General features: G+C 73.1%; 29 protein-coding genes. 9 read left to right on the forward strand and 20 right to left on the reverse strand.

The window, feature by feature from the left end; translation table 11 throughout:
- Positions 1–82: 82 nt before the first annotated feature.
- From hemL to SZ60_RS08815, 12 genes are all read right to left on the reverse strand, one after another.
- Entirely contained in the window at positions 83–1,426 is a 1,344-nt protein-coding gene (hemL, locus tag SZ60_RS08760) for a glutamate-1-semialdehyde 2,1-aminomutase (RefSeq protein WP_043595217.1), read from the reverse strand.
- The gene (gene hemB, locus SZ60_RS08765) at positions 1,426–2,415 is read right to left on the reverse strand and encodes a porphobilinogen synthase (protein ID WP_043595219.1); all 990 of its coding nucleotides are present in this window, start codon (positions 2,413–2,415) and stop codon (positions 1,426–1,428) included. The genes hemL and hemB overlap by 1 nt, the downstream gene beginning before the upstream one ends.
- A complete protein-coding gene (locus tag SZ60_RS08770; protein WP_043595220.1) occupies positions 2,415–3,206 on the reverse strand; it encodes a uroporphyrinogen-III synthase in 792 nt (263 codons plus the stop codon). Before SZ60_RS08770 ends, hemB begins: the two co-directional genes overlap by 1 nt.
- Positions 3,203–4,189, reverse strand: a complete 987-nt coding sequence (hemC, locus tag SZ60_RS08775) for a hydroxymethylbilane synthase (RefSeq protein ID WP_043595222.1) — start codon at positions 4,187–4,189, stop codon at positions 3,203–3,205. The genes SZ60_RS08770 and hemC overlap by 4 nt, the downstream gene beginning before the upstream one ends.
- A 4-nt stretch (positions 4,190–4,193) precedes the next feature.
- Positions 4,194–5,417 carry a ferrochelatase gene (locus SZ60_RS08780; RefSeq protein ID WP_082059997.1) on the reverse strand — a complete coding sequence of 408 codons (1,224 nt, stop codon included), beginning with the start codon at positions 5,415–5,417 and terminating at the stop codon, positions 4,194–4,196.
- Entirely contained in the window at positions 5,414–6,187 is a 774-nt protein-coding gene (hemQ, locus tag SZ60_RS08785) for a hydrogen peroxide-dependent heme synthase (RefSeq protein ID WP_082059998.1), read from the reverse strand. The genes SZ60_RS08780 and hemQ overlap by 4 nt, the downstream gene beginning before the upstream one ends.
- Before the next feature lie 111 nt (positions 6,188–6,298).
- On the reverse strand, positions 6,299–6,526 hold the full coding sequence (locus SZ60_RS08790) for a DUF3618 domain-containing protein (protein WP_043595223.1): 228 nt from the start codon (positions 6,524–6,526) through the stop codon (positions 6,299–6,301).
- Between the two features lie 47 nt (positions 6,527–6,573).
- A complete protein-coding gene (locus tag SZ60_RS08795; RefSeq protein WP_043595225.1) occupies positions 6,574–7,023 on the reverse strand; it encodes a phage holin family protein in 450 nt (149 codons plus the stop codon).
- Positions 7,020–7,268, reverse strand: coding sequence for a hypothetical protein (locus tag SZ60_RS08800; protein ID WP_043595360.1), 249 nt, complete (start codon positions 7,266–7,268; stop codon positions 7,020–7,022). The genes SZ60_RS08795 and SZ60_RS08800 overlap by 4 nt, the downstream gene beginning before the upstream one ends.
- A gap of 117 nt (positions 7,269–7,385) precedes the next feature.
- The gene (locus tag SZ60_RS08805) at positions 7,386–8,750 is read right to left on the reverse strand and encodes an NAD(P)/FAD-dependent oxidoreductase (RefSeq protein WP_231567095.1); all 1,365 of its coding nucleotides are present in this window, start codon (positions 8,748–8,750) and stop codon (positions 7,386–7,388) included.
- Positions 8,747–9,814, reverse strand: a complete 1,068-nt coding sequence (gene hemE, locus SZ60_RS08810; protein WP_043595227.1) for a uroporphyrinogen decarboxylase — start codon at positions 9,812–9,814, stop codon at positions 8,747–8,749. Before hemE ends, SZ60_RS08805 begins: the two co-directional genes overlap by 4 nt.
- Before the next feature lie 121 nt (positions 9,815–9,935).
- Positions 9,936–10,949: an NADP-dependent oxidoreductase gene (locus tag SZ60_RS08815; protein ID WP_043595229.1), complete on the reverse strand. Its 1,014-nt coding sequence runs from the start codon at positions 10,947–10,949 to the stop codon at positions 9,936–9,938.
- A 153-nt stretch (positions 10,950–11,102) separates the two neighbouring features.
- Here SZ60_RS08815 and SZ60_RS08820 point away from each other — a divergent pair, with 153 nt between their 5' ends.
- Together SZ60_RS08820 and SZ60_RS08825 are read left to right on the forward strand one after the other, a co-directional pair.
- Positions 11,103–12,389: a glutamyl-tRNA reductase gene (locus SZ60_RS08820; protein WP_043595230.1), complete on the forward strand. Its 1,287-nt coding sequence runs from the start codon at positions 11,103–11,105 to the stop codon at positions 12,387–12,389.
- A 47-nt stretch (positions 12,390–12,436) separates the two neighbouring features.
- Entirely contained in the window at positions 12,437–12,844 is a 408-nt protein-coding gene (locus tag SZ60_RS08825) for an NUDIX domain-containing protein (RefSeq protein ID WP_043595232.1), read from the forward strand.
- A gap of 25 nt (positions 12,845–12,869) precedes the next feature.
- On the opposite strand, the gene SZ60_RS08830 is transcribed toward SZ60_RS08825, so the two are convergent.
- Positions 12,870–13,787 carry a serine hydrolase gene (locus tag SZ60_RS08830; protein ID WP_082059999.1) on the reverse strand — a complete coding sequence of 306 codons (918 nt, stop codon included), beginning with the start codon at positions 13,785–13,787 and terminating at the stop codon, positions 12,870–12,872.
- The gene (locus SZ60_RS08835) at positions 13,781–15,745 is read right to left on the reverse strand and encodes a M13 family metallopeptidase (RefSeq protein WP_043595234.1); all 1,965 of its coding nucleotides are present in this window, start codon (positions 15,743–15,745) and stop codon (positions 13,781–13,783) included. Before SZ60_RS08835 ends, SZ60_RS08830 begins: the two co-directional genes overlap by 7 nt.
- Positions 15,746–15,863: 118 nt before the next feature.
- Between SZ60_RS08835 and SZ60_RS08840 the strand changes: the two genes are divergently transcribed.
- Both SZ60_RS08840 and SZ60_RS08845 read left to right on the forward strand, forming a co-directional pair.
- Complete coding sequence (locus SZ60_RS08840) at positions 15,864–17,129, forward strand: uracil-xanthine permease family protein (protein WP_043595235.1); 1,266 nt, start codon at positions 15,864–15,866, stop codon at positions 17,127–17,129.
- On the forward strand, positions 17,126–18,457 hold the full coding sequence (locus SZ60_RS08845) for an MATE family efflux transporter (protein WP_043595365.1): 1,332 nt from the start codon (positions 17,126–17,128) through the stop codon (positions 18,455–18,457). The genes SZ60_RS08840 and SZ60_RS08845 overlap by 4 nt, the downstream gene beginning before the upstream one ends.
- A gap of 36 nt (positions 18,458–18,493) precedes the next feature.
- On the opposite strand, the gene SZ60_RS08850 is transcribed toward SZ60_RS08845, so the two are convergent.
- Together SZ60_RS08850 and SZ60_RS08855 are read right to left on the reverse strand one after the other, a co-directional pair.
- A complete protein-coding gene (locus SZ60_RS08850) occupies positions 18,494–19,573 on the reverse strand; it encodes a LacI family DNA-binding transcriptional regulator (protein WP_043595236.1) in 1,080 nt (359 codons plus the stop codon).
- A gap of 64 nt (positions 19,574–19,637) precedes the next feature.
- Positions 19,638–20,300 carry a hypothetical protein gene (locus SZ60_RS08855; RefSeq protein WP_043595238.1) on the reverse strand — a complete coding sequence of 221 codons (663 nt, stop codon included), beginning with the start codon at positions 20,298–20,300 and terminating at the stop codon, positions 19,638–19,640.
- 134 nt (positions 20,301–20,434) lie between these two features.
- Between SZ60_RS08855 and nucS the strand changes: the two genes are divergently transcribed.
- The 4 genes from nucS to SZ60_RS08870 all read left to right on the forward strand — a co-directional run bounded on the left by nucS (position 20,435) and on the right by SZ60_RS08870 (position 23,387).
- Complete coding sequence (nucS, locus tag SZ60_RS08860; RefSeq protein ID WP_043595239.1) at positions 20,435–21,130, forward strand: endonuclease NucS; 696 nt, start codon at positions 20,435–20,437, stop codon at positions 21,128–21,130.
- A gap of 80 nt (positions 21,131–21,210) precedes the next feature.
- Positions 21,211–21,387 (forward strand): hypothetical protein, encoded by a 177-nt coding sequence (locus tag SZ60_RS17200; RefSeq protein WP_156155552.1) that lies wholly within the window; start codon positions 21,211–21,213, stop codon positions 21,385–21,387.
- Between the two features lie 24 nt (positions 21,388–21,411).
- A complete protein-coding gene (locus tag SZ60_RS08865) occupies positions 21,412–22,089 on the forward strand; it encodes an HAD hydrolase-like protein (protein ID WP_043595241.1) in 678 nt (225 codons plus the stop codon).
- On the forward strand, positions 22,086–23,387 hold the full coding sequence (locus tag SZ60_RS08870) for a CynX/NimT family MFS transporter (RefSeq protein ID WP_043595243.1): 1,302 nt from the start codon (positions 22,086–22,088) through the stop codon (positions 23,385–23,387). Before SZ60_RS08865 ends, SZ60_RS08870 begins: the two co-directional genes overlap by 4 nt.
- A 39-nt stretch (positions 23,388–23,426) precedes the next feature.
- Here SZ60_RS08870 and SZ60_RS08875 read toward each other — a convergent pair whose 3' ends face one another.
- Positions 23,427–24,335 carry an SDR family oxidoreductase gene (locus tag SZ60_RS08875; RefSeq protein WP_043595245.1) on the reverse strand — a complete coding sequence of 303 codons (909 nt, stop codon included), beginning with the start codon at positions 24,333–24,335 and terminating at the stop codon, positions 23,427–23,429.
- Positions 24,336–24,598: 263 nt separating this feature from the next.
- Between SZ60_RS08875 and SZ60_RS08880 the strand changes: the two genes are divergently transcribed.
- A complete protein-coding gene (locus SZ60_RS08880) occupies positions 24,599–25,513 on the forward strand; it encodes a cation diffusion facilitator family transporter (protein WP_043595247.1) in 915 nt (304 codons plus the stop codon).
- A gap of 24 nt (positions 25,514–25,537) precedes the next feature.
- Here the strand turns inward: SZ60_RS08880 and crcB are convergent, their stop codons facing one another.
- From crcB to SZ60_RS08895, 3 genes are read right to left on the reverse strand one after another with little or no spacing between them, the layout of a single operon-like run.
- The gene (gene crcB / locus SZ60_RS08885; RefSeq protein ID WP_043595249.1) at positions 25,538–25,915 is read right to left on the reverse strand and encodes a fluoride efflux transporter CrcB; all 378 of its coding nucleotides are present in this window, start codon (positions 25,913–25,915) and stop codon (positions 25,538–25,540) included.
- Positions 25,912–26,373, reverse strand: coding sequence for a CrcB family protein (locus SZ60_RS08890; RefSeq protein WP_043595250.1), 462 nt, complete (start codon positions 26,371–26,373; stop codon positions 25,912–25,914). Before SZ60_RS08890 ends, crcB begins: the two co-directional genes overlap by 4 nt.
- A complete protein-coding gene (locus tag SZ60_RS08895) occupies positions 26,363–26,881 on the reverse strand; it encodes a universal stress protein (protein WP_043595367.1) in 519 nt (172 codons plus the stop codon). The genes SZ60_RS08890 and SZ60_RS08895 overlap by 11 nt, the downstream gene beginning before the upstream one ends.
- Positions 26,882–26,973: the final 92 nt, after the last annotated feature.

The raw sequence follows: 26,973 nt of genomic DNA on the forward strand, positions 1-26,973 counted from the left end.
TGACGGGCAGGCGAGCCCGGCACGCAGAGCCGGCCGAGCCCCCGGCGAGCCGGAACGGAGGCGCGGCGCGCGCTCGAGCGGGCTAGTGCGGCGCCTGCGCGGCCGCGGCGGCCTTGGCCGCGGCGGGCACGGCGTCGAGGATGCGCGACACCACGTCGTCGTCGTGGGCCGCCGTGACGAACCACGCCTCGAACACCGACGGCGGCAGGTTGACCCCGGCGTCGAGCATGGCGTGGAAGAACGGCGGGTAGCGCCAGGTCTGCTGGGCGCGGACGTCGTCGTAGTCGTTCGGTGCCGTCGGCGTGAAGGCGAACGAGAAGAGGGACCCGGCGCGCTGGACGCTGTGCTCGACACTCTCGGCCGACAGGGCGGCCGAGACACCGGCCGACAGCTGGTCGGCAACGATGTCGAGCCGGGCGTAGACCTCGGGCGTCGCGAGCCTGAGCGTGGCGATGCCCGCGGCGACGGCCACCGGGTTGCCGCTGAGCGTGCCCGCCTGGTACACCGGCCCGAGCGGGGCGAGGAAGTCCATCACCTCGGCACGTCCACCCAGGGCCGCCAGGGGCATGCCCCCGCCGATGACCTTGCCGAACGTGACGAGGTCGGGCTCCCACCCGGCGCCGTCCGGGACGACCTGGGCGGCCTCGAGACCCCACCAACCCGCGCGGCCCACACGGAAGCCGGTGAGCACCTCGTCGACGATCAGCAGCGAGCCGTGTCGTCTCGTGATCTCGGACAGGCTGCGGTTGAAGCCACGCTGCGGCGCGAGGACGCCCATGTTCGCGGCGGCCGCCTCGACGATGACGGCCGCGATGCGCGGGCCGTGCTCGTCGAAGGCCGCGCGCACGGCGTCGAGGTCGTTGTAGGGCAGGACGAGCGTCTGGGCCGCGGTCTCGGCCGTGATGCCGGCCGAGCCGGGCATCGACAGGGTGGCGACGCCCGAGCCGGCCTCGGCCAGCAGCGAGTCGGAGTGCCCGTGGTAGTGCCCGGCGAACTTCACGAGCAGGTCGCGACCGGTGTAGCCGCGGGCGAGACGGATGGCCGTCATGGTCGCCTCGGTGCCGGTGGACACCATGCGCAGCTTGCCGATCGGACGCTGGTCGCCGACAGCGACGCGTTCGCGGACCAGTTCGGCGAGTTCGGTCTCGGCCGGGGTCGACGCCCCGAACGACAGGCCGCGCGCGGCCGCCTGCTGCACGGCCTCGAGCACCTCGGGGTGGGTGTGCCCGAGGATCGCGGGGCCCCACGAGGCGACGAGGTCGACGTAGTCGCGCCCCTCGGCGTCGGTGACGTACGCACCCTGGGCGCCCACGAGGAACCGGGGCGTCCCGCCGACGGAGCCGTAGGCGCGGACGGGCGAGTTCACGCCGCCCGGGATGGACCGCTTGGCCCGGGTGAAGTAGGTGTCGTTGCTCTGCTCGGTCATCAGAACCGCTCTTTCTGGAGGCGCGTGGCCAGTTCGGTGGCCCAGTACGTCAGGATCGCGTCCGCCCCCGCCCGCTTGATCGACAGGACGCTCTCGTACGACGCGGCGTCGAGGTCGATCCAACCGTTCGCGGCGGCCGCGTGGATCATCGCGTACTCACCGCTGATCTGGTACGCCCAGACCGGCACGGTGCTGGTCGCGGCGGTCTCGGCGAGGACGTCGAGGTAGCTCATGGCCGGCTTGACCATGACGACGTCGGCACCCTCGGCGATGTCGAGGTCGACCTCGCGGAGGCCCTCGCGCCCGTTGGCGGCGTCCATCTGGTAGGTGCGGCGGTCACCGACGAGGGTCGACTGGACGGCCTCGCGGAAGGGGCCGTAGAAAGCGGAGGCGTACTTGGCCGCGTAGGCGAGAAGTGCCGTGCCGCCGAAGCCGGCCTCGTCGAGCGCGTCGCGGGCCGAGCCGATCTGGCCGTCCATCATGCCGCTCATGCCGATCAGCTGCGAGCCGGCCTCGGCCTGGACGACCGCCATCTCGTCGTAGCGGACCAGGGTGGCGTCGTTGTCGACCGAGCCGTCGGCGGCGAGGACGCCGCAGTGGCCGTGGTCGGTGAACTCGTCGAGGCAGAGGTCGGTCTGCACGACCAGCGCGCCCTGGGCGGCGTCGACGGCCACGCGGGTGGCCACGTTGAGGATGCCCTCGGGGTCGGTCGCGCCCGATCCGACGGCGTCCTTCTCCAGGGGTACGCCGAAGAGCATGACCCCGCCGACGCCGGCCTCGGCGGCCTGCTCGACGGCCCGGGGCAGGCTCGACAGGCTGTGGTGGACGACGCCCGGCATGGACGAGATCGGGGTGGGTTCGTCGATGCCTTCGCGGACGAACATCGGCAGGACGAGATCGGCGGGGTGCAGGCGCGTCTCGGCCGTCAGGCGGCGCAGGGCAGGGGTGGCGCGGAGGCGGCGGGGCCGCACTCGGGGGAAATCGGACATCAGTCCTTCTCGGTGGGGGGCGTTCCGGCGGACGGGCCGTCGAGGGCGTGGTCCACCACGGCCTCGACGAGGGCGGCCGCCGATCGGGTCTCGGCGATCAGGTGCACGGGCAGCCCCGCGGCACGGGCGTCGAAGGCGGTGCGCGGGCCGATGCACGCGACGAGGGTCTGCGGGGGCAGGGGCGCCAGCTGGGCGGCGATCTGGCGGGCCACGCTGCCCGAGGTCACGAGGAGGACGCCGATCGAGCCGTCGGCGACGCCGTCGCGCACCTCGGCCGAGACGGGCACTCCCACCGTGCGGTACGCCGAGACGAACTCGGCGTCGAACCCGCGGGCCGACAACCCGGCGACGAGGGTCGGCTCGGCCAGGTCGGACTGCGGCACGAGCACGCGACCGGTGACCTCGTCGGCCGGCCACTCCTTCACGAGTCCGCGGGCCGAGTTGTCGCCCTCGGGGACGAAGTCGACTCGGATGCCCGCCAGGCTCAGAGCGGCCGCGGTGGTCTCGCCGACCGCGGCGACGCGGGTCGACGCCGGGGGCCGGATGCCGTTGCCGACCAGGACGTCGACCGTCGTGGCGCTCGTGACGACGAGCCACTCGTAGACGCCGGACTCGAGGCGGGCCAGGGCGGCGGCGAGCAGCTCGGGCGTCTCGGCCGGGGCGAAGTTGATGAGGGGGGCGATCACCGGCGCGGCACCGCGCGACCGGAGCGAGGCCGCGACCCCGTCGCCCCACTTGCCACCGCGCGGCACCAGGACGCGCACGCCCTTGAGCGGCTTGTCGGCGGTCACGAGGCGCTGCCCAGGGGGTCACCGCCGGCCGGTCCGCCACCCAGCGGGGCGAACTCGGCCGCACCGGAGTCGAGCAACTCGTCGACGACACGGCCGGCGACCTCGTGGACGTCGGCGAGACGTGCGACGAGCGGGCCGTCGTCGAGGGAGACGGCATGCGACGAGCTGAGGCGTCGGCTGCCGTCGGGGCTGTAGACGGTCGCGCTGAGCAGCAGCAACCCGGCGTCGACGACCGCACTGGCACCGACGGGTGCCGCGCAACCGGCCTCGAGGCCGGCCAGCACGGCCCGCTCGGCCGTCACCACGAGACGGGTCTCAACGTCCTCGATGGCGGCCAGACCGCGGGCGAGTGCCTCGTCGGCGTCGCCTTCGCGGACCTCGACGGCCAACGACCCCTGGCCGGGCGCGCTGGGCCAGAAGCCGAGCCCCAGCAGTTCGGTCGCGGCGTCGAGGCGGTCCAGTCGGCCGAGACCCGCCGCGCTGAGCAGCACGGCGTCGAGGTCGACGCCGACGCGACCGAGCCGCGTGTCGACGTTGCCGCGGATGTCGACGACCTCGAGGTCGGGGCGTCGCGAGAGCAGCTGGGCGGCACGACGCGGTGACCCCGTGCCGACGCGAGCCCCCTGGGGCAGTCCCTCGAGGGTCAGTCCGTCACGGGCGCAGAGGGCGTCGCGGGCGTCCGCGCGTCCGGGCGTCGCGCCGATGACGAGACCGGGGTGCGTGGCGGTGGGCAGGTCTTTGAGCGAGTGCACGAGCGCGTCGCACTCGTCCGCCAGGAGCGCCTCACGCAGGGCGCTGGCGAACACGCCGGTGCCCCCGAGCGACGCGAGCGACTCGCCGGTGCCCTGCGACCGGTCCCCCTCGGTCTTGATGCGGACGAGCTCGACGTCGTGGCCGGTCGCGGCGGCGATGCGGTCGGCGACGGTGGTCGACTGGGCGACGGCCAGGGCGCTGCCCCGGGTTCCGATGCGGATGGTCGCCACGGGGTCAGGGCACCAGCCCGGACAGGGCGGGCTTGAAGCCGAGTCGCACGTTCTCGCAGCAGCCGGGACGACACACGTCGTACCACGGCCCGAGATCGGTCACGTGGGGGCGGTCTTCGGCCGGCACGCCGTCACGACGCTCGAGCACGAGGTCGACCAGCCCGGTGACGTAGTTCGGGTCGATGCCCGGCGTCGGGGTGCGCGTCGCCCAGAAACCGTTCTTCTCGCTGGTCTCCATCGCCTCGTTGTCGAGGTCCCACATGACCTCCATGTGGTCGCTGACGAACCCGAGAGGCACGATGACCACGGCACGGGTCGGGCCGCCGGCCAGGTCGTCGATGGCGTCGTTGATGTCGGGCTCGAGCCACGGCATCGAGGGCGGGCCGCTGCGCGACTGGTAGACGAGCTGCCAGGGGACGGTCGTGCCGCCACCCTCGGGCAGGTCGAGGTCGAGTGCGGCCTCGGCCGCGGCCATGACGACCTCGGCGACGGCCTTGTGCTGGGCGGCGTAGGCGCCGTCGGCGTCGAAGCCGCGCGCCTCGGGGCCGCTCTTGGCCGCGTCGGTCGACGGGATCGAGTGCGTCGCGAACAGCACCTGGACCTCGGTCGACAGGTCGAGGCCCTCGTTCTCGGCGCGAGCCTCGACCAACGCGTCGCGCACGCCGTCGATGAACGGCTGCACGAACCCGGGGTGGTCGAAGAACTGGCGCACCTTGTCGATCTGCATGGTGCCCTCGAGCCCGGTGGCGTCGAGCGCCATGGCGAAGTCCTCGCGGTACTGGCGGCACGAGCTGTAGGACGAGTAGGCGCTGGTCGCGACCGCGATGAGCTTGCGGAACCCGCGCTCGTCGGCCTCACGCACGGCGTCGGCCATGTAGGGCTGCCAGTTGCGGTTGCCCCAGATGACCGGCAGATCGATGCCCCGTCGCTCGAGTTCGGCCTCGAGGGCCGCCTTGAGCTCGCGGTTGTGCTCGTTGATCGGGCTGACGCCGCCGAAGTGGCGGTAGTGGGTCGCGACCTCTTCGAGCCGTTCTTCGGGGATGCCCCGACCGCGCGTGACGTTGCGCAGGAACGGGATGACGTCGTCCTGCCCCTCGGGCCCGCCGAAGCCGGCCAGCAGGATGGCGTCGTAGTCGGTCGGCTCGGAGACGTGCTCCGGGCCGGAGGCCGCGGCGGGGGTGGCGTTGCGGACGAGCTGCCCGTTGGTGATGTTGCTGGTGTCGGTCACGACAAGACCTCGATGATGTCGGTGGTGGGGATGCGTCGGCCCGTGAAGAACGGGATCTCTTCGCGGACGTGGCGGCGGGCCTCGGTGTAGCGCAGGTCGCGCATGAGGTCGACCAGTTGGACGAGCTCGGGAGCCTCGAGGGCGAGGATCCACTCGTAGTCGCCGAGCGAGAAGCTGGCGACCGTGTTCGTCAGGACCGCGCGGTGCTCGGAGCCCTGCTTGCCGTGCTCGGCGAGCATCTGGCGGCGCTCGGCCTCGGGCAGCAGGTACCACTCGTAGCTGCGCACGAACGGATACACGGTCAGCCAGGTCTCGGGCGCCTTGCCCCGCATGAAGGCCGGGCTGTGGTTGCGCGAGAACTCGGCCTCGCGGTGCATGCCCATGGCGTTCCAGGTGGGCAGCAGGCCGCCCAGCACGTCGGTGCGCAGCAGTTGCCGGTAGGCCGACTGGACGGCCTCGGGCACCTCGCCGTGCAGCCAGATCATGATGTCGGCGTCGGCCCGCAGGGCGCTGACGTCGTAGAAGCCGCGCACGGTGACGCCGAGCCCGGCGAGGGCGTCGACGACGGCGTCGAGCTGCGGGACGTCGTCGAGCTCGGGGGCGTAGGGGTTCTGCGGGTCGCGACGCAGGACCGCCCAGAGCGTGTAGCCGAGGCGTTCGACGGGCGGCGGGGTGCTCGCCGCCTCGTCACCGGACTCGGTCTGGACGGGTGCTGCGGGTGAATCGGACGTCGGCAGATCGGGCGCTGCCGCATCGGCGCTGGAACTCATGCAGTCATTCTCCCTCTCGGCACGCTGGGAGCCCAACCAGGTTGCTCCCGGTCGAGCGAACGGGTCCGGGTGCTCGTCGGGGACGAGCCGTCGGGCGAGCCCGGCGACCGGTCAGCGGCGCTTGACGACCGCGACGACGACGCCCGCGACGGCCAGGGCGCCCGCCCCGGCGGCGGCGAGCCACGGGGTCTTGTCGCGGTCGAACGACGCCTTGGCGCGGTGCCCGGCGATGCCCAACTGCTTGGGCACGTTCAGTTTGTCCTCGAGCTCGTTGAGGGTCGCGGCGAGCTCGGCGCGCGTGCGGTCGATGTGGGCCTGGATGTCGCTGCTGTCGCTCACGGTGCTCCTGTCGGGAACGGGAAGGGTGGGGGTGTCGAGGAGGCGCGTCAGCGCTCGTCGAGGCGGGCGCCGGGGATCGACCCCACGCCCTTGACGGCCTTGAGGTCGGCCTTGAGGCTCGCGATGGTCTTCTCGGGAACCGCGGGGAGCCCCTTCTTGATGGCCTTGTACCCGAGGAACGCGAGCAGGGCCGCGACGAGCAACAGCACGCCGGCGACGATGAGGGCCGAGGCCCAGCCGGGAAGCCAGATGGCGAGCAAGAGGACGATGCCGGTCAGCAGGACGCCGAGCATCGCGAAGACGAAGACCAGGGCCCCGACCAGGAAGCCGGCACCGATGCCGAAGGCCTTGAGCGTGCCGATGACCTCGTACTTGAGCATGGCCAGCTCGCCCTTGACCAGGTCGGTGACCAGCGTGGGGACGTCCTGCACCAGGGCGAAGAGCGATCGCGGCCTGGTCTTGTGCCGCACCTTGTCGCTGCGCGTCGAGTCGGTCATTTCTTGCGGCCGCCGCCGAAGGCCTTGGAGATTCCGCGGGTGATGCCCGTGACGACGGCGTCGACGCCGTCGGCCGTCTTGGCACCGGCGAAGTCCTGGCCCTTGGCGACCTGGCGCTGCACGGCCCGGCTGTTCCAGACCTTGGACGCCCTCTCGGTGATCTGCTCGTACCGGTCGTGGCCGGCGCGGGCGCCCAGCACGAATCCGACAGCGGCTCCGGCGACGAAGATCAGTTTGCCTCGCACGGGGGACTCCATTCGTGGTCGTACGCGCGACGGCATGTGCCGCACACGTCCCTCCAATGTAGCCCGAGGCGGGCGGCCGACGCCCGCGCCGGACCGAAGCGGTCCGACCCCGAGGCCTCAGTCGCGGGACGGGGGCGACGAGAGCGCCGCCACCAGGGTGGCGGCCTGACGACGCGAGTGGGCGACGATCGCGGCGAGCCCGCGGCCCGCCACCGCGCCTCCGGCCTGGACGACCTCGACCACGGGCTCGGTGACGGCCGCCGCCTCGGCCCGGCGCGGGGCGTCCCAGGTGGCCCGGCCGAAGCCGACCAGGTGACGCTCGGCGAGGTCGACGCCGAGCAGGGTCGAGGCGTCGGCGAGCGCCGCGTCGCGCACCTCGGCGTCGGGTGTGTCGCGGTCGACGACGGGCGAGTCGAAGCTGAGCCGGAGCACGTGGCGTCCCCCGGCGAGCTCGGCCAGCCAGCTCCACTTGACGGTCGCGTGGGTGAGGGCCTTGGCCCGGAGTCCGGTCGAGCCGGGGGCGACGAGGACGCCCGTGCCCCGGGGCGCCGCGTCGAGCTCCGGCCGGTCGACGACGAGGGTCGCGAGGGTGATCGCTCCGGGCGGCACCGAGGAGGCGCGGGTCGTCAGGGCCACCGCGTCGTGGTCTCCCACGGCCAACACGACCCGTCTCGCCCGGACGTGCTCACCGCCGGCGGTCTCGACGCGCGTCTCGTCGATCGAGCGGACGCGGGTGCCGAGACGGACGTCGACGCCGTGCCGCTCGAGGTCGGCGACGATCGGGTCGACCAGACGCGCGAGGCCGCCGCGGATGCCCGCCACCGCCGAACCGGCCGGGGCCAGGGCCCGCAGCCCGAGCACGGCGGCGGCGAGGCTGCCCTCGCGCTGCAGGGCCGAGCGCAGCCCGGGCGCGACGCGGTCGACGGCGAGGAGGTCGGGGTGGAGCGAATGGACGCCCGAGACGATGGGGCTGACGAGGCGGTCGACGACCGCCTCGCCCATGCGGGCGCGGACGAGACCCCCCAGGGTGGTTTCTTCGGTCCCGACCTCGGCCGGCAGGTCGGCGTCGGCGAGTGCGCGCCTCACCCCGTCCTCGCCGACGACGGCCCGGACGTCGGCGGCGGACGGATCGCCGGGGATGCCGAGCAACCCCGTGCGCGGGATCGGGAACGACTCACCGTCGGCTTCGTGCAACCACGCGCCGCGGGGGTCCGGCAGGACGATGTCGTCGCCGAGACCGAGTTCGGTGGCGAAGCCGGCGACCGTGCCGCCACGGGTCGCGAAGCTCTCGGCGCCGGCGTCGAGCGCGATGCCGGCGACGACGTGTCGCGAGACCTCGCCGCCGAGACGGTCGGACGCCTCGAACAGGACGACGCTCAGCCCGGCGGCGGCCAGGTCGCGGGCGAGCACGATGCCGCCCATGCCGCCGCCCACCACGGCGACGTCGACGACGGCGCCCGGGGTGACGACGGGCGGGGTCACAGCGTGTGGGCGAGCTCGACGATGCGGGTGAGCACGTCGGGGTCGGTGTCGGGGCTGACGCCGTGGCCGAGGTTGAGGACGTGCGCCGGGGCCGCCCGACCACGCTCGACCACGTCGCGGACGTGCGCCTCGAGCACGGCCCACGGCGCCTGCAGCATGGCCGGGTCGATGTTGCCCTGCACCGGGGTCGAGCCGCCGAGGCGACGCGAGGCCTCGTCGAGCGGGATGCGCCAGTCGACGCCGACGGCGTCGGTGCCGACGTCGCGCATGGCGGTCAGCACCTCGCCGCTGCCCACGCCGAAGTGGATGCGCGGAACGTCGAGGTCGGCGACGTGCGACAGCGCCCGGGCCGAGTGGCGGGCGACGTGCGCGGTGTAGTCGGCCAGCGAGAGCGACCCGACCCACGAGTCGAACAGCTGGGCGGCGCTCGCACCCGCCAGGACCTGCGCCCGCAGGAAGGCGCCGGTCACGTCGGCGGCCCAGGTGAGCAGGGCGTCCCAGGTCTCGGGGTCGCTGTGCATCAGGGCGCGGGCGCGGATGTGGTCCTTCGACGGCCCGCCCTCGACGAGGTAGGCGGCGAGGGTGAACGGTGCACCGGCGAACCCGATCAGCGGCGTGCTGCCGAGCTGCGCGACGGTCTGGGCGACGCCCGCGGCGATCGGGGCCAGCGCCTCCGGATCGACCGGCCGCAGGGCCGCGACGTCGGCCGCCGTGCGGATCGGCGTCTCGAGCACCGGCCCGCGACCCGGGACGATGTCGACCGCGACGCCGGCCAGCTTGATCGGCACGACGATGTCGCTGAAGAAGATGCCGGCGTCGACACCGTGACGGCGGACCGGCTGCAGCGTGATCTCGCTCGCCAGGTCGGGTGTGAGGCAGGCGTCGAGCATCTTGGTGCCGACGCGCAGCTCGCGGTACTCGGGCAGCGAGCGCCCCGCCTGGCGCATGAACCACACCGGCAGCGTCTCGGGCCGGTCGCCGCGCAACGCGCGGACCAGAGGCGAACGCGTCGTGAGGCCGGCGGCCAGCGGGTGCTGCTCGGGCAGGGCGGAGGTCTGGGTCACGTGGTCGATTGTCCCATCGCCCGCTGGACGTCGCGTCGAGGCGACCCACCGCCGGCCCCGCCACGGCGGGACCGTCTCGGCCGGGTCGCCTCGAACGCGCGAGCGGACGAGGAGGCGCGGGTCAGGAGACCGCGACGACCATCTTCCCGACGTTGTCGCCGCGCATGAGCCCGGTGAAGGCGTCGAACGCGTTGTCGATGCCCTCGACGACGGTCTCGTCGTACACGACGTCGCCGGCGGAGAGCCAGGGGCCCATCTCGGCCTGGAACGCGGGTGCGAGGTGGCGGTAGTCGCCCAGCGTGAAGCCCTTCATCGTCAGACCGCGGGTGACCATGTTCGTCATCCCCGTGATGCCGACCGGGGCACCGGTCGAGTTGTAGTTCGCGATCGAGCCGCAGAGCGCGGCGCGGCCGCCGGTGCGGAACGAGGCGAGGGCGGCCGACAGGTGGTCGCCGCCGACGTTGTCGAAGTAGAGGTCGATGCCGTCGGGCGCGGCCTCGGCGAGCAACTCGGAGACGTCGCCGTCCTTGTAGTTGAACGCGGCGTCGAAGCCGTACTTCGAGGTCAGCAGCTCGACCTTCTCGGCCGAGCCGGCGCTGCCGATCACGCGCGAGGCTCCCTTGAGGCGCGCGATCTGGCCGACCATGGTGCCGACGGCCCCGGCGGCGCCCGAGACGAAGACGACGTCGCCCTCGCGGATGCCGGCGATCTCGGTGAGGCCGACGTACGCCGTGAGGCCCGTGAGGCCGAGCACGCCCAGGTACGCCGACAGGGGCACGCCGTCGACGGGCTGGACGGCACGGAACGTGGACGCGCCTCCCTGGGCCACGTCCCGCCAGCCCTGCTCGTGGAGCACGACCGTGCCGACCGGCAGGTCGTCCGACCGCGACTCGACGACGCGGCCGACGGCACCGCCGGTCATGGTCTCGCCGAGGGCGAAGGGCGGGACGTACGACTTCACGTCGTTCATGCGACCGCGCATGTAGGGGTCGACCGACAGGAACTCGTTCTGCACGCGGACCTCGCCGTCGCCCAGCTCGGGCAGGGTCACCTCGACGCGGGCGACGTCGTCGGGGGTGGGCTCGCCGTGCGGGCGGGCGACGAGCTGCCACTGGGTGCTGGTGGTCGAGGTCATGGTGTCTCCTTGGTTCGATGCGGTGCGGGCCGGTGGCCGGAATGCGGCCCCGGGCTCCGTTGTTGCAAGCTGCAACCGTGGTGTGGCATTCCCGGCCACTCGACGTCGAGTCAACGCCCAGCCGAAAACGCCGATCAGAGTTAGGATCACTCAGTGCTCATCTGCCTCACGGCGTCCCACCAGAACGCCAGCTTCGACCTCCTCGAGAGGCTGAGCATCGGCGCACCCTCGGCGGCGGGCACCCTGGTCGACGGCAGCGACTTCGTTAGCGGAGCGGTCGTGCTCGCGACCTGCAACAGGTTCGAGGCCTATCTCGACGTCGACGAGCCCCTCACGGCCGGCAGCGCCCTCGCCGTCGAGGCCACGATCGAGACCATGAGCACCGCCAGCGGCGTCGAGCCCGACGACCTGCGCGACAGCGTGCGGGTCATCACGGGCGACGAGGTCGTCGAGCACCTCTTCGCCGTCAGCTCGGGCCTCGAGTCGGTCGTCGTCGGCGAGGACGAGATCTCGGGCCAGGTGCGGCGTTCGCTCGAACGCGCCCGCCACGACGGCACCACCTCCCGCGACCTCGAGCGCCTCTTCCAGAAGGCGTCCCAGACCTCGCGCGGCATCAAGAACCAGACGAACGTCGGAGGCGCGGGTCGCTCACTCGTGCGCCTCGCCCTCGAACTGGCGTCCTCACGGGTGACCGACTGGTCCGAGGCGCGCGTCCTCATCGTGGGCACCGGCCAGTACGCCGCCACCACCGTGGCCGCCCTCCGCGACCGCGGCGCCGACCAGCTCGCCGTCTACTCGGGTTCGGGCCGCGCCGAGTGGTTCGGCCTCAAGCACGCCGCGACGCCCTACGACGACCTCGCCACCGCCGTCGCCTGGAGCGACGTGCTCATCACCTGCACCTCGACCACCGAGCCGGTCGTCACCCGCGACGTCGTGCAGCCCGGCGGTCGCCGCCTCGTGATCGACCTCGGCCTGCCCCGCAACGTCGACCCGCTCGTCTCGGGCGTCGAGGGCGTCGAGCTGCTCGACCTCGAGACCATCAGCCTGCACGCCCCGTTGCCCCAGCTCAGCGCGGCCGACGACGCCCGCGCCCTCGTCTCGTCGGCGGCCGCCGAGTTCCAGGCCGTCGCCGCCGAGCAGTCGCTCACCCCGTCGGTCGTCGCGCTGCGCAAGCACGTCTTCGACCTGCTCGACGCCGAGATCGAACGGGCACGGTCGCGCGGCGACTCGTCCGAGCGCACCGAGTCGGCCCTGCGGCACCTCGCCGGCGTCCTGCTGCACACCCCCTCCGTCCGAGCACGTCAACTGGCCCGCGAGGGCCGGGGCGACGAGTTCCGCGACGGTCTCGAGGCGCTGTTCGGCGTGACCGACGGGCGCCGCGCCTCCTCGTCGTCGCCGTTGCGCGCGATCGACGACGAGCGTCAGGCCTCGGCGGGCTGACCGCCGTCGCGACACGACGTCCCCCGGTCGTGCCCGAAGATGGCCTGATGGACACCATCGTCGTCAGCGCGCTCGCCCTCGTCCGTGACCGGCGGATGCTGATGGTCACGGCGCGGGGTCGTGACGTGCTCTACCTGCCGGGTGGCAAGCTGGAGGCCGGCGAGACCGCGGCCGAGGCACTGGTCCGAGAATCGCGCGAAGAGGTCGGCGTCGAACTCGACCGGGCGACCGTGGCCGAACTCTTCACGGTCGTGACGCAGGCACACGGCGAACCCGAGGGCCGACAGGTCGCCATGACGGTCTTCGCCGCCGAGCTCGCGGCGACGAGCCCCGAACCGGCTCCCGCCGCCGAGGTCGGCGCGGTGCACTGGGTGACCTCGGCCGACGCCGACCGGTGCCCGCCGGCCGGGGTCGCGACGCTCGAACGCCTGAAGCGGCTCGACCTGGTCGACTGAACCGACGCACGGCGCACGCGGTCACTCAGTGCACGTACTCGAGCACGTCGGTGCCCACGGCCCGCAGGGCGTCGAGCGCGCGGAGACGGTGGGCGAGCGTCAGATCGTCGAAGGTGACGATCACGCAGTACGCGACGCTGCGGTGAGGACCGCGCAGCACCCCGAGCTCGGAGCGCACCCCCGGGTCGCCACCCGTCGCGTGGACGATCTGGAGGTCGTGGTCGAGACGTCGGTGCCCGAGCGGATCGAGTCCGAACGGTGCGGCGACGAGCGACGTGTCGGCACCCAGCGACAGCCAGCCGAGCACACGGTTCGACACGGCCCGGTCGACGACCTCGCCTCGGGCCAGGGACACCATCAGGCCGGCCAACTCGTGGGCCGAGCCGACGGCGAGCGCGGGCGCGTCGTCGGGGCCGCGCGACGACCGCGTGACGTCGAGGAGGGCGGTCTTCGTGAGACCGAGCGACTCGCCCCGTGCCCGCACCGCGGCCAAGCCGACCCGCCCGATGAGCGCGTCGATCGCGGCCGCGTCGCGGAAGGCCCCGACGAGCGTCGCCGCGTCGGTCACCGGGAGGCTCGTCCGGCGGAGGTAAGGCCAGAGACCGCCGGGCCCCTGGTCGCCGGGATCGCCCGGCCGGTCGAGTTCGTCGAGCGGGCGCAGCGTGCCGTCCTCGATGCGGGCCGACACCTCGATCAGCAGCAGGACGGCCCCGAGCTGCCCGACCGGCAGCGCCAGGTGCTCGTCGACGCCCAGCAGGTCGACGCCCGAGTCGAGGTCGCTGACCGACGCCGAGACCTGACCACCCGCGAGGGCCAGATCGCCCAGGGCCGCGAACGACGACGAGAACGACTCGAGCGCGCGACCGCCGCCGTGACGCGGCTCGTGGTCGGCGCCGTCGGCGTTCTCGCGGCGGGCGCGGCGCCCGGGCCCAGGACCTACCAAATCGTGACGCGCTCCTCGGCCGGCAGCCACAGGGCGTCGCTCTCGGCGACGCCGAAGGTCGTGTAGAACTCGTCGATGTTGCGCACGATCTGGTTGCAGCGGAACTCGTTCGGCGAGTGCGGGTCGATCGAGACGAGGCGGATCGCCTCTTCGTCGCGCAGCTTGATCTGCCAGGCCTGGGCCCAGCTGAGGAAGAACCGCTCGGCGCCGGTCAGGCCGTCGATCACGGGCGGCTCGCTGCCGTCGAGCGAGATGAGGTAGGCCTTCCAGGCGATCGAGAGGCCGCCGAGGTCGCCGATGTTCTCGCCGATCGTCAGGGCCCCGTTGACGTGGTGGTCGGGCACCTGCTTCGGGGCCAGCGCGTCGTACTGCGCGATGAGCGACGAGGTGAGCTTCTCGAAGGCCTCACGGTCGGCGGGGGTCCACCAGTCGGTCAGCTTGCCGTCGCCGTCGTACTTCGAGCCCTGGTCGTCGAAGCCGTGGCCGATCTCGTGGCCGATGACGGCGCCGATGGCCCCGTAGTTGGCGGCGGCGTCGCGGTTCTCGTCGAAGAACGGGAACTGCAGGATCGCCGCGGGGAAGACGATCTCGTTCATGCCCGGGTTGTAGTACGCGTTGATGGTCTGCGGCGTCATGAACCACTCGTCGCGGTCGAGCGGCTTGCCGATCTTGCCCAGCTCGCGGTCGAACCCGAAGGCGGCGGTGGCGCGCACGTTGCCGACCAGGTCGGCGGGGTCGATCGACAGGGCCGAGTAGTCGCGCCAGGTCGAGGGGAAGCCGATCTTGGGCGTGAACTTCTCGAGTTTGTCGAGGGCCCGGGCACGGGTCTCGTCGGTCATCCACTCGAGGCCCGTGATGCTCTGACGGTAGGCCTCGACGAGGTGGGCGACGAGGACGTCCATCGCCGTCTTGGCCTCGGGTGCGAAGTGCCGCTCGACGTAGATGCGGCCGACGGCCTCGCCGAGGGCGCCCTCGACGAGCGAGACGCCGCGCTTCCAACGGGCGCGCTGCACGGGGGTGCCCGTGAGTGTGCGACCGTAGAAGCCGAAGTTCGCCTCGACGAACGGCGTCGACAGGTAGGCGGCCGTCGAGCGGACGATCTGCCAGCGCAGCCAGTCGCGCCAGGCGTCGACGCGGTCGTCGGTCAGCAACGTGGCCAGCCCGGTCACGAACGACGGCTCGCGCACGACGAGCTCGTCGAAGACGCCGGCCGGGCCGCCGACGGCGTCACGCCAGGCCGTCAGGTCGACCCCGTCGGCGAGCGCGTCGAACTCGGCCCAGGGCAGCAGGTTGTAGGTCTTGTCGCTGTCGCGGGTGGCGACGTTGCTCCAGTGGTGCGAGGCGAGGGCGGTCTCGAGCTCGATCACCCGGTCGGCGCGGGACGAGGCGTCGTCGAGGCCGGCGAGCCCGAGCATCTGCTCGACGAACGCCCGGTAGGCGGTCCGCACGGACTCGAACTTCTCGTCGCGGTAGTACGACTCGTCGGGCAGGCCGAGGCCGCCTTGTTCGACGAAGACGACGTAGCGCTCGGGGTCGCCCGGGTCGTTGTCGACGAAGAGCTGCACGAAGCTCGGCATGCCCTGCTTCTCGAGCGAGCCCAGGAGGCGCGTGAACGAGGTCACGTCGGTGACCGTCTCGACCTCGGCCAGGAGCGGTTCGAGGGGTGCGGCGCCGAGCGCCTCGATGCGCTCCTCGTCGGTGAAGCTGGTGAAGAGGTCGCCGACCTTGCGGGCCTCGGTGCCGGGCTCGGCGGACTGCGACTCGACCACGATCTCGCGGACGGCCTTCTCGGCCTCTTCGGCGAGCAGGTAGAAGGAGCCGTAACGCGCCTTGTCGTCGGGGATCTCGGTGCGGTCGATCCACGCGCCGTTGACGTGCCGGAAGAGGTCGTCCTGCGGGCGGACCGCCGGGTCGAGTTCGTCGGTCTGGATTCCGCTGCTCAGTGCGTCGCTGGTCATGCTCGTCAGCCTAGGTGAGGCCCCCGACGGCGGGCCGGGTCGAACCCTCTGCGGCCCGAGCTGGCGAGGCCGTCTCAGGAAACACGGAGGAAACGGCACCCCCAGTACAGTTCTCGGCATGGCACTCCCCTGGGCACTGCACGGTGACGGCAAGACGGTCGACCCGACCGAGATCGTGGCCCCGGAGGAACGGCTCAGCTGGCCGCGCACCATCGGCCTCGGCGGCCAACACGTCGTCGCCATGTTCGGCGCCACCTTCCTCGTGCCGATCATCACCGGTTTCCCGCCGAGCACGACGCTGTTCTTCTCCGGCATCGGCACCCTGCTCTTCCTGATCATCACGAAGAACCGGCTGCCCAGCTACCTGGGCTCGTCCTTCGCCTTCCTCGCCCCGATCGCGGCTGCCACCGACGTGGGCGGCATCCCCCTCGCACTCAGCGGCATCATCGTCGTCGGCGCCCTGCTCGCGGTGATCGGCGTGGTCGTGAACCTCGCGGGCACCCGCTGGATCGACGCCCTGCTGCCCCCGGTGGTCAGCGGCTCGATCGTCGCCCTCATCGGCTTCAACCTCGCCCCGGCCGCCCGCGACAACTTCGCGCTCTCACCGGGCATCGCCCTCATCACGCTCGCCGCGGTCGTGCTGAGCGCCGTGCTGTTCAAGGGCCTGCTCGGCCGTCTGTCGATCTTCGTCGGGGTCGTCGTCGGCTACGTGGCCGCCGTGATCGCGGGCGCCGTCGACTACAGCGCCGTCGGGGCCGCGCCGTGGGTGGGACTCCCGACCTTCACGGCCCCCGCGTTCGACCTCGGGCAGCTGCCGATCTACCTCGGCTTCCTGCCCGTCGTGCTCGCCCTGATCGCCGAGAACGTCGGCCACGTCAAGGGCGTCGGCCAGCTCACGAAGCGCAACCTCGACCCGCTGACCGGCCGCGCCCTCTTCGCCGACGGCCTCAGCACGGTGCTCGCCGGCCTCGGCGGCGGCTCGGCGACGACCACCTACGGCGAGAACATCGGCGTGATGAGCGCCACCCGCATCTTCTCGACGGCCGCGTACTGGGTCGCCGGCGTCGTGGCGATCCTGCTCGGGCTGTCGCCCAAGATCGGCGCCGTCATCTTCACCATCCCGCCGGGGGTGCTCGGCGGCGTGACGACCGCGCTCTACGGCCTGATCGGCGTGATCGGCATCCGCATCTGGGTCGAGAACAAGGTCGACTTCAGCCGCCCGAAGAACCAGCTGACGGCCGGCGTCGCGCTCATCATGGGCATCGCCGACTTCACCCTGGCCCTCGGAGGCGCGAGCTTCGGCGGCATCATCCTCGGCACGGTCGCGGCCATCGTGGTGTTCCACGTGATGAGCGTGCTGGGTCGGCTCCGGGGCACCGACTGAGCGTGCGCCTCCGCTCGCCCCTCGACCGCGAGATCCTCCGCCTGGCCGTGCCGGCGCTGGGGACGCTCGTGGCCGAGCCGCTCTTCCTGCTCACCGACACCGCCCTCGTCGGCCACCTCGGCTCGGTGCCGCTCGCGGGGCTCGGGGTGGCGAGCGTGATCCTGCAGACGGCCCTGGGGCTGCTGATCTTCCTCGCCTACGCGACCACCCCGACGGTCGCGCGGCGGCTGGGGGCCGGCGACCAGCGGGGCGCGATCCGCGCCGGGGTCGACGGCATGTGGTTCGCCCTGCTCGTCGGCATCGTCGTCGCGGGGGCCGGCGCGGTGGTCGCCGAGCCGCTCGTGGGCCTCTTCGGCGTGGCCGACGAGGTCGCCGCGGCCGCCACGACGTACCTCTCCGTCTCGCTGCTCGGCCTGCCCGGCATGCTGCTCGTGATCGCCGCGACGGGCCTGCTGCGCGGCCTGCAGGACACCCGGACGCCGCTGGTCGTCGCCACCGTCGGCTTCGCCGCGAACGCCGGCCTCAACGCGCTGTTCCTCTACGGATTCGGCTGGGGCATCGCCGGCTCCGCGGCCGGCACGGTCGTCGCCCAGTGGGGCATGGCCGCCGTCTACGTCGTGATCGCGGTGCGGGCGGCCCGGGCCGTCGGCGCCGACCTCCGCCCGGGGCTCGCCGGGGTCGGCCGCACCGCACAGGCGGGCGGCTGGCTGCTCGTGCGGAACGCGGGTCTGCGGGCCGCGCTCCTCGCGACCGTCGCGGCCGCCGCCTCCGCCGGGGTGACGGGCCTCGCGACCATCCAGATCGCGCTCACCCTCTTCAGCACGCTGGCCTTCGCCCTCGACGCCCTCGCGATCGCGGGGCAGGCGATGGTCGGTCACGCCCTCGGGCAGGGTGACCGTGAGCGGGTGCGGGCGATCACGCGACGGCTGATGCTGCTCGGCGTCGGCGGCGGCGTGGTGCTGGGCGCCGTCCTGGCCCTGCTCGCGCCGGTGCTCGCGCCCGTCTTCAGCCCCGACCCGGGCGTGCAGGCGCTGCTGCCGTCGGTGGTCGTCGCGATGGCGGTCGGCATCCCGCTCGCCGGCTTCGTGTTCGTGCTCGACGGCGTGCTGCTCGGCGCGGGCGACGCCCGCTACCTCGCGATCGCGTCGGTCGTCAGCGTGCTCGCCTACCTCGCGGTGCTGTTCCCGGTGGAGGCGCGGGTCGGCGCCACGACGTCGGGTGCCGTCGCGCTCTGGCTCGCGTTCGGCCTCGGGTACATCGGGGCGCGGGCGGTCACGCTCGGGCTGCGGGCCCGCACCGACCGGTGGATGGTGGTCGGCGCGCGTTGAGCGTCACGCCGCCCGGCGCACGCCCCCGGCGCGGGGTCAGCGTGCGGGCGGACCCGTCGTCGACCCGGGGCGGAAGACGCTCGTGAAGGTCGTGCCCTCGACCGGGTCGCCGGCGAGCAGCGCGAGCACCGCGCGACCGGCCGCGCGGCCCTTCTCGACCGCGGGTTGGACGACCGTCGTGAGGTCGGCGGCTCGCGGGTCGTCGAGCCGCACGCCGTCGTAGCCGACGACGCTCAGGTCGCCCGGCACCGAGAGGCCCAGGTCGTCCGCCGCCGCGATGACGCCCGACGCGAGCAGGTCACTCTGCGCGACGATGGCCGTCGGCCGCTCGGCCTCGGGCACGTCGAGCAGCCGCAGGCCGGCGCGGTGCCCCTCGCTCGTCCAGCTGCCGCGCGTGGCCAGGCCGCCCACGCCGGGGAAGACCTCACGGGTGCCGCGCAGGCGCTCGAGGGTCGGCCACGAGGTGCCGCGGGCCACCCGCTCGTCGGTCAGTTCGTCGTCCTGCCCGCCGGTCGAGCGCCCGGGGCCGAGTTCGAGGGCGACGACGGCGACCCGTCGGTGGCCGAGGTCGTGCAGGTGCTGCGCCAGCAGGCGGGACGAGCCGACGTTGTCCTCGGCGATGTCGAGCACACCCTCGGTCGGCGGGGCCTCGATCGAGACGACGGGGATGCCGCGCCGCCGCATGATCGACACGGACTCGTCGAGCCGGGTGCTGCAGCCGAACAACACGACCGCGTCGACCGGGGCGTCGAGCAGGCGGGAACGCTCGCCCGCGCTCTCGGTGAGCAGCAGCAGCGAGTTGTCGGCGGGCCCGGTCACGTCGGCGATGCCGTCGAGCATCGCGACGTTGATCGGGTCGCGGAAGGCCGTGCTGAGCGTGGACTCGAGGACGGCCCCGACGATGCCGGAGCGCCCGCGACGCAACGACCTCGCCCGCGGGTCGGGCCCGGCGTAGCCGAGTTCGTCGGCGGCGGCGAGCACCCGCGCGCGGGTCTCGTCCGACACGGGTCCGGTGCCGCTGAAGGCCAAGGAGGCAGTGCTCGCGCTCACCCCGGCGACCCGCGCGACCGACGCGAGGGTCGGCCTGGCGGCGACGTCGCCCTCTGCCCGGCTCATGCTGCCGCAGCCTAGCCGACGGGGCCGGACGGCCTCCGGGTGGCCGGTGACGGTCGGCGGGGTGTCAGTCGACGGGTCGCACGGGCGGTTCGTCGACGCCCAGGGCCGTGACGTAGTCGGACGCGAGGTCCGGCAGCTGCGTCCAGTCGCCGTAGTGCGCGGCGGCCTCCATCAGGTCGACGATCGCACCGCGGACGGTCTCGCCGAGGGCGGGCCGCATGTCGTGCACCGCGACGGCCCTCGCGCTGCAGAGGATCTCGAGCGGCAGCAACAGGTCGTCCAGCACGTGCTGGCGGGCCGACGGCGAGAGCACCTGCGCGATCGCCCGGGTCAGATCGAGGAAGTGTGCGACGTCCGCCGGCAGGGCCAGCCCGTGAGCGGTGCAGGCCGGTCGGCGCACACCGGGCTCGGCGACGTCCTCGAGCGAGGTGGCCTTCGTCGACGCCACGGAGATCATGCGGACGAGGTCGCGCAGCAGCACCTCGTTGAACCGCCGGTGCCAGACGACGACGTGGGCCCCGCTGAACGGAGCCCGCACCACGACCTTCATGCGCCTCAGCTCGAAGAGGGCGAGGTGCACCTCGCCGCGGGTGACCCGGTGCTCCCGCACGACGGTGTCCACGTCGAGGGAGTCGCCGGGTGCGTAGCGCGCCGTGGCCAGGTCGACCAGCAGCAGCTCGGCCGTGTCGTGGGTCGTCGTCCGCAGCGGACGGGTCGTGGCGGGCATCGGGTGGGGCATCGTTCCTCCTGGAAGCGTCTCGGTGGTCTCCTGCCGACCATCTGTCATGAATGTATTTCACATATGAATGCATGTCAACACGGTGATCTGAGGCCGTTCTCGTCGCCCCGTAGGATCGTCGGGTGCGCCTCGTCATTGCCCGCTGTTCGGTCGACTACGCCGGTCGACTGTCCGCCCACCTGCCCCTGGCCACGCGCCTCCTGATGGTGAAGAGCGACGGCAGCCTGCTCGTCCACTCCGACGGCGGCAGCTACAAGCCCCTCAACTGGATGAGCCCGCCCTGCACGATCCGCACGGTCGAACCCGACGACGACCAACGTGAGGCCGGCGTCGTCGAGCTGTGGAAGGTCACCCAGGCGAAGACGGCCGACATCCTCGTGGTCTCGATCCACGAGGTGCTGCACGACTCCTCGCACGAGATGGGCGTGGACCCGGGCCTGACCAAGGACGGCGTCGAGGCCGACCTGCAGAAGCTGCTGGCCGAACAGATCGACCTGCTCGGCGAGGGCCACACCCTCGTCCGGCGCGAGTACATGACCGCCATCGGGCCGGTCGACATCCTGGCCCGCGACGCGAAGGGTGCGGCCGTGGCCGTCGAACTCAAGCGTCGAGGCGACATCGACGGGGTCGAGCAGCTCACCAGATACCTCGAACTGATGAACCGCGACCCGCACCTCGCCCCCGTGACGGGCGTCTTCGCCGCACAAGAGATCAAACCGCAGGCCCGCACGCTGGCGCACGACCGGGGCATCCGCACGCTGCTGCTCGACTACGACGCGATGCGCGGCCTGGACGACTCGCACTCCCGCCTCTTCTGACGACACGCCAAGAGCCTTGTGATACTCACATTTCAGGGTTATATTCCTGCTACGAGCTTCATCGACCGCAGGAGCAACCCGTGACCTCACCGATCTTCGACACCCTGACCGCCGAACGCGAGGCGACCCCGCTCTTCGAGTCCCTGGCCCGGGGCCTCGACGACCCGATGTGGTCGTTCGAGACCGTGACGCCTCCGTCGGCCCGGGCCGCGGTGCCGGCCGTGGCGACCTGGCCACTGCGGGCCGTCCCGCGCTGACCCCCGATCCCTAAGCTGGGGGCGATGACTCTCCCCTACACGGCCGTCCTCTACGACCTCGACGGCACCATCGCCGACTCGGCGCCCGCGATCACCGCCAGCCTCGCCCACACGATCGGCGCACTCGGCCTGCCGGTGCCCTCCGCCGCCGACCTGATGGCCTGGGTCGGCCCGCCCCTGCCGCAGAGCTTCGAGGTGCGCCTCGGCCTCGACGGCGAGCGCCTCGTCGACGCCATGCGGCTCTACCGCGCGCACTACCTCGCCCACGGCGCCCTCGAGGGCGAGGTCTTCCCGGGCGTGCCCGACCTCATGGCGGCCGTGCACGCCGCCGGCATCCCCACGTCGACCGCGACCTCGAAGCCCGAGACCCCGGCCACCGCGATCCTGCGGGCGCACGGACTCGACCGCTACCTCGACGTCATCACCGGCGCCTCCGACGACGAGGTGCGCAACACCAAGGCCGACGTCGTCGAAGAGGCCTTGAAGCGCCTGCGGGCGCGCGGCGCCGACCTCTCGCGGCCCGTCCTGCTCGGCGACCGCCGCCACGACGTCGAGGGTGCGGCCGTGCACGGCGTGCCCACGATCCTGGTCGGCTGGGGCTACGGCGAGCCCGACGAGCACGTCGGCGCGGTCGCCGTCGCGGCGGACGTCGACGAGGTGGCCGACCTGCTGGGCGTCTCCCTGCTGCGCGGCGCCGCGTGACCCGCGCCGCGGCCGTCGTGCGGTCGCCCGCCGCCTGGCTGATCACCCTCGCGATCGTGCTGATCGCCCTCAACATGCGTGGGCCGATCGTGGCCCCCGCTCCCGTGCTCGACCAGATGAGCGCCGACCTCGGCCTCACGGCGGTCGTGGCCGGACTGCTCACCAGCATCCCCGTGCTCTGCTTCGCCGTGGCCAGCCCGTTCGCCTCGGCCCTGATCGGCCGCATCGGTGCCGAGCGGGCCGTCACGCTGGGCCTCGCGGGCGTCCTGCTCGGCACCCTGTTGCGCACGGCCGGTGGCACGGTCTGGCTCTACGTCGGCACGATCGTGATCGGCGTCGCCATCACGATCGGCAACGTCGTGCTGCCCGTCGTCATCCGCCGCGACTTCAGCCCCGAGCGGGCCGGCTTCGTCACGGGCATCTACACCTCGGCCCTCAACGTCGGATCGATGATCACGTCGTTGGCCACGGCCCCGATCGCCTCGGTCGTCGGCTGGCCCCTGGCCCTCGTCACCTGGGGGCTGCTCGCCGTCCTGGCCGCCGTCGTCTGGTCGATCGCCGTGGGCCCCCGCGTGGCGGTGCGGGGCGGCCGCGTGGCCGTGGTGCCGGGGTCGCAGGCCGACGTCGACGACCGGCACCGCGCCTCCTCGGCGACCGACGTCTTCACCGGGGGCATCGACGTCGTCGAGCCCGGCGAGGCCGAGGCCGACGCGCGCGAACGCCGGCGTGGCGCCACCCCGCTGCTGCGTCGGTGGACCACCTGGGGCCTGACGCTGGCGTTCTCGGGTCAGGCCTTCGGCTACTACGGGCTCACGGCCTGGATGCCGACGCTGCTGCGCGACGAGGTCGGTCTCACCCGCGAGGCGGCCGGCGCGAGTTCGTCGGTGTTCCAGATCCTCGCGGTCGTGGGTGCGCTGGGCGTGCCGTTCCTCGCCCTGCGCGTGCGGCCGGCGGTCGTCATCGGGCTGATCGCCGTCTTCTGGTCGGCCATGCCGCTGGGCCTGCTCTTCGCCCCCGAGCACTGGTTGCTCTGGTCGATCTTCGGCGGAGCCGCGCAGGGCGGCGGGATCACGATCATCTTCATCGTCATCGTGCGCATGGCGTCGACCGACGTCGAGGCGCGGCGCCTGTCGGCCCTCGTGCAGGGCGGCGGCTACGCGATCGCGGCGCTCGGCCCGCTCGCCATCGGCGGGCTGCACGACGTCAGCGGCAACTGGCAGATCCCGATGATCGGCGTCGCCGCGGCGGTCGTCGTGCTCGGCGTCAGCGGCGTGCTGTCGTCGCGACGCGTGCCCTGAGCCGCCCGGACGGACGGCCCGGGGGCCCGGCGGGCAGGGTCAGCGCGGCACGCCTCCGGCGAAGAGCACCTCGAGCGTCAACGGGTCGCGTCCGGTCAGGTCGCGCACGGACGACGTCACCTGCGCCACCTCGCCCGAGGCCATGGACGTGTAGGTGCTGACCCAGGCGTCCGCCTGGAAGGGCTCCGGCTCGAAGACGCGGCGGGACTCGAAGGCCTCGTCGACCGTCTCGTCCACGAACGTGAACGACCGCCCGCCGAGGGCGGTGAGGCGGGCAGCCGCCTCGGTCAGGGTGAACGCCTCGGACCCGGTGAGGTCGTAGGTCGCCCCGGCGTGCGACTCGTGGTCGAGCAGCACGACGGCCGCCACCGCAGCGACGTCGGCCCGGGCCACCGCCGCCACGCGCCCGTCGCCGGCCGGGCCGCGGATGACGCCCTGCTCGTCCGCGAACAGCGGGATGAAGTCCAGGTAGAAGTTGTCCCGCAGGAACGTGAAGGCCAGCCCCGACTCGCGGATGTGCTGCTCGGTCGCGAAGTGGTCCCGCCCGAGCGTGAACACCGACTCGGCCGACGCACCGGCGAACGACGTGTAGACCACGTGCCGCACGCCCGCCTCGACGGCGGCGTCGACGAACGAGCGGTGCTGGTCGACGCGGTCGGGGGCCTCGGCCGCCGACACCATGAACAGGGTCTCGACCCCGCGCAGCGCCTCGACGGAGGCCGCCCGGTCACCGTACGTGGCGACGGCGACCTCGGCCTCGGCCCCGTCGAGCCGGGGCGCGCGGGCGGCGTCGCGCACGACGAGCCGCAGCGGCACGCCCCGCTCGGACAGGTGCGCGGCCACGATGCCGCCCACGGCACCCGTCGCACCCGTCACGGCGACGACGGACGAGGAGGCGCGGGCGGGTTCCCCGAGGGAGGCGGAGGAGGTCTCGGTCGAGTCGGTCATGCCTCACTGAACCATGCGCGGTGGGGGCGGCTCCCAGGCGGGGCCGACCCGCACCTCCTCGTTCGCCCGGCGCGCCCCGATCGGCGTCGTTGCAGGGATCGAGACTCGTTATCGACTGCCCGGATCGGTGGCCGTCGCCGTCGGGCGCCGGTAGATTCGACGCCGGCCCGGAACGCCGGCGGACCGATCCGGCGGGCCGATCCGCCGGACGGATCCCCACCCCGATCCGCCACCCCCGACCCTCATCCCGACGAGAGGCGCCCATGGGCCACGACCACGGACACGGACACGTCGCCGCCGACGGACGACGGCTCCGCCTCGCGATCGCGATCATCGCCCTCGGGCTCGTCGCCCAGCTGGTCGGCGCCTGGCTCTCGGGCTCCCTCGCGCTGTTGGCCGACTCGGGGCACATGCTCTCCGACCTGGCCGGATTGGTCATCGCCCTCGTGGCCACGATCGTCGCCGCCCGACCCGCGAGCGGCCGACAGACCTACGGCTACCGGCGGGCCGAGGTGTTCGCCGCCTTCGTCAACGGCCTCGTGCTGCTCGCCGTGTCGCTCTCGGTCGCCGTCGCCGCCGTCTCCCGTCTCGTGGCGGTCGGCGGGCACGAGGTGCTCGGGCTGCCGATGCTGGTCGTCGGCCTGGTCGGCGGAGCGACGAACGTCGCGGCACTGCTCGTGCTGCGGGGCGGGGCGACGCACTCGATCAACATGCGCGGGGCCTACCTCGAGGTGCTCGGCGACCTGCTCGGCTCGGCCGCCGTCGTCGTGGCCGCCGTCGTCGTTCTGACCACGGGCTTCACTCAGGCCGATTCGGTCGGGTCGCTGATCATCGCGGCGATGATCGTGCCACGGGCCTGGTCGCTGCTGCGCGAGGCGATCCGGGTGCTGTTCGGCTCGGCTCCGGGCGACATCGACCTCGAGTCGGTCCGCACGCACATCGGCGACACCCCGGGCGTCGTCTCGGCACACGACGTCCACGCCTGGCAGATCACCAGCGGGGCGACCGTCTTCTCGGCGCACGTCGTCGTCGAGCGCGAGGTGTTCTGCGACATGAAGGTCGACGAGACCCTGGACGCCCTCGACCGGTGCCTCGCCGCCCACTTCTCGGTCGAGCACGCGACGTTCCAGCTCGAGCCGGCCGACCACGCGGGGCACGAGCGCGAGACGCACGCCTGACCGGGCCCCTTCCCCCGGAGGCCGTCAGGCGAGCGAGCCGAGCCACAGCCCGAGCGATGCGACGCCCACGCACGCGACGAGCATGCCCAGGCCGTTCGCGACCGCGGCCCCGCGTCGCCCGGCCGCCAGCAGCCGCACCGTCTCGACGCTCGCGGTGCTGAACGTCGTGTACCCACCGAGCAGGCCGGTGCCGAGGACGGCCTTCCACTCGGGCGCGACGACCGCCTGCAGGGCGAGGCCGGTCACCAGCCCCAGCGCGAACGAGCCCGACACGTTGATGGCGGTCGTGCCCCACGGGTAGGCGGAGCCGAGGCGGTCCTTGACGAGGCCGTCGACGACGAAGCGCGCGGCGGCACCGATCCCGCCGGCCGCCGCGACGGCGACGAGGAGCAGCGGGCTCACGAGGCGCGCCCCGCCAGACGTGCCCCGACCCGGATGCCGGCCGCCGCGGCGAGCACCCCCAGCACCAGGCTCAGCAGTCCGTAGAGCGCGGCGACGGCGAGGTCGCCCCCACCCGCCCCGGCGAGCGCCGCGGTCTCGGTCGCGAGCGAGCTGTAGGTCGTGAACCCGCCGAGGACGCCCGTCCCCACGAGGAGTCGGAGCCGGCGACGCCCACCCTCGTCGGGCCCGGAGCGCAGCAACCGCTCGAGCAGGACGCCGAGCACGAACGCCCCGACCACGTTGATCGCGAAGATCGCCGTGTCGAACGCCCCCCACGACGGCACGACGAGCGTCACCCCGACCCGTGCGGCCGTCCCGAGGGCGCCGCCCAGGGCGACGAGGGCGATCAGGGACGGACGGAGGTGCGGGGCGCGAGGGCGCGCGGCACCCGTCACCGGCGGCCTCGCGTCACAGTTCATCCTCCCACGGCAGCGTCTGGCTGCGGGGGACGGGGGCGAGCGGCACGACGACGACCGGTCGGTGCTGACGGTGGCTGAGGTGCAGGGCGACCGAGCCCGCGAAGAACTCACGGACGCTGCCCCGCAGGCCGGCCTCGCGGCTGCCGACGACGATCAGCGGGGCGTCGAGCTGCTCGGCCAGGTGCGACAGGCACCGGGCGGGGTCGCCGGCGACGATCGAGGTGCGCAGCTCGACGCCGCGAGCCGAGGCGACCGGCCGCAGCCGCGCCTCCAGGTCGGCGTCGAAGGACAGGGTCTCGGTGTAGTCGTCGGGGTCGAGGGGGTACGACAGGACGGTGCCGTCGATGCCCTCGGCGAAGGCGAGCCGGTCGGGTTCGACCGAGACGCAGAGCAGACCGGTGCCGTAGCGCGCCGCCAGGTCGGCCGCGGTCGCCACGACGGCCTCGCCCGAGCTCGGCACGACGCCCGCGACGACGAAGCCGCGCGCGGGGTTCTGCTCGTCGGACATGGTCACCACCCTCTCACCGTGTAGCCGTCCCACGCGGCGCCACGGCCACAGTGAACCACCGTCACACCCCTCCGCGGAAGAGCAGACTGTCG

The organism is Frigoribacterium sp. MEB024 (genome assembly GCF_000878135.1).
GTDB lineage: Bacteria > Actinomycetota > Actinomycetes > Actinomycetales > Microbacteriaceae > Frigoribacterium.

Coding starts and splice junctions, on each gene's coding strand:
- hemL (WP_043595217.1), bottom strand. CDS start 1,426: ATGACCGAGCAGAGCAACGACACCTACTTCACCCGGGCCAAGCGGTCC.
- hemB (WP_043595219.1), bottom strand. CDS start 2,415: ATGTCCGATTTCCCCCGAGTGCGGCCCCGCCGCCTCCGCGCCACCCCT.
- hemQ (WP_082059998.1), bottom strand. CDS start 6,187: ATGAGTTCCAGCGCCGATGCGGCAGCGCCCGATCTGCCGACGTCCGAT.
- SZ60_RS08795 (WP_043595225.1), bottom strand. CDS start 7,023: ATGACCGACTCGACGCGCAGCGACAAGGTGCGGCACAAGACCAGGCCG.
- SZ60_RS08815 (WP_043595229.1), bottom strand. CDS start 10,949: ATGACCTCGACCACCAGCACCCAGTGGCAGCTCGTCGCCCGCCCGCAC.
- SZ60_RS08825 (WP_043595232.1), top strand. CDS start 12,437: ATGGACACCATCGTCGTCAGCGCGCTCGCCCTCGTCCGTGACCGGCGG.
- SZ60_RS08835 (WP_043595234.1), bottom strand. CDS start 15,745: ATGACCAGCGACGCACTGAGCAGCGGAATCCAGACCGACGAACTCGAC.
- SZ60_RS08840 (WP_043595235.1), top strand. CDS start 15,864: ATGGCACTCCCCTGGGCACTGCACGGTGACGGCAAGACGGTCGACCCG.
- SZ60_RS08850 (WP_043595236.1), bottom strand. CDS start 19,573: ATGAGCCGGGCAGAGGGCGACGTCGCCGCCAGGCCGACCCTCGCGTCG.
- SZ60_RS08855 (WP_043595238.1), bottom strand. CDS start 20,300: ATGCCCGCCACGACCCGTCCGCTGCGGACGACGACCCACGACACGGCC.
- SZ60_RS08865 (WP_043595241.1), top strand. CDS start 21,412: ATGACTCTCCCCTACACGGCCGTCCTCTACGACCTCGACGGCACCATC.
- SZ60_RS08875 (WP_043595245.1), bottom strand. CDS start 24,335: ATGACCGACTCGACCGAGACCTCCTCCGCCTCCCTCGGGGAACCCGCC.
- SZ60_RS08880 (WP_043595247.1), top strand. CDS start 24,599: ATGGGCCACGACCACGGACACGGACACGTCGCCGCCGACGGACGACGG.
- SZ60_RS08890 (WP_043595250.1), bottom strand. CDS start 26,373: ATGAACTGTGACGCGAGGCCGCCGGTGACGGGTGCCGCGCGCCCTCGC.
- SZ60_RS08895 (WP_043595367.1), bottom strand. CDS start 26,881: ATGTCCGACGAGCAGAACCCCGCGCGCGGCTTCGTCGTCGCGGGCGTC.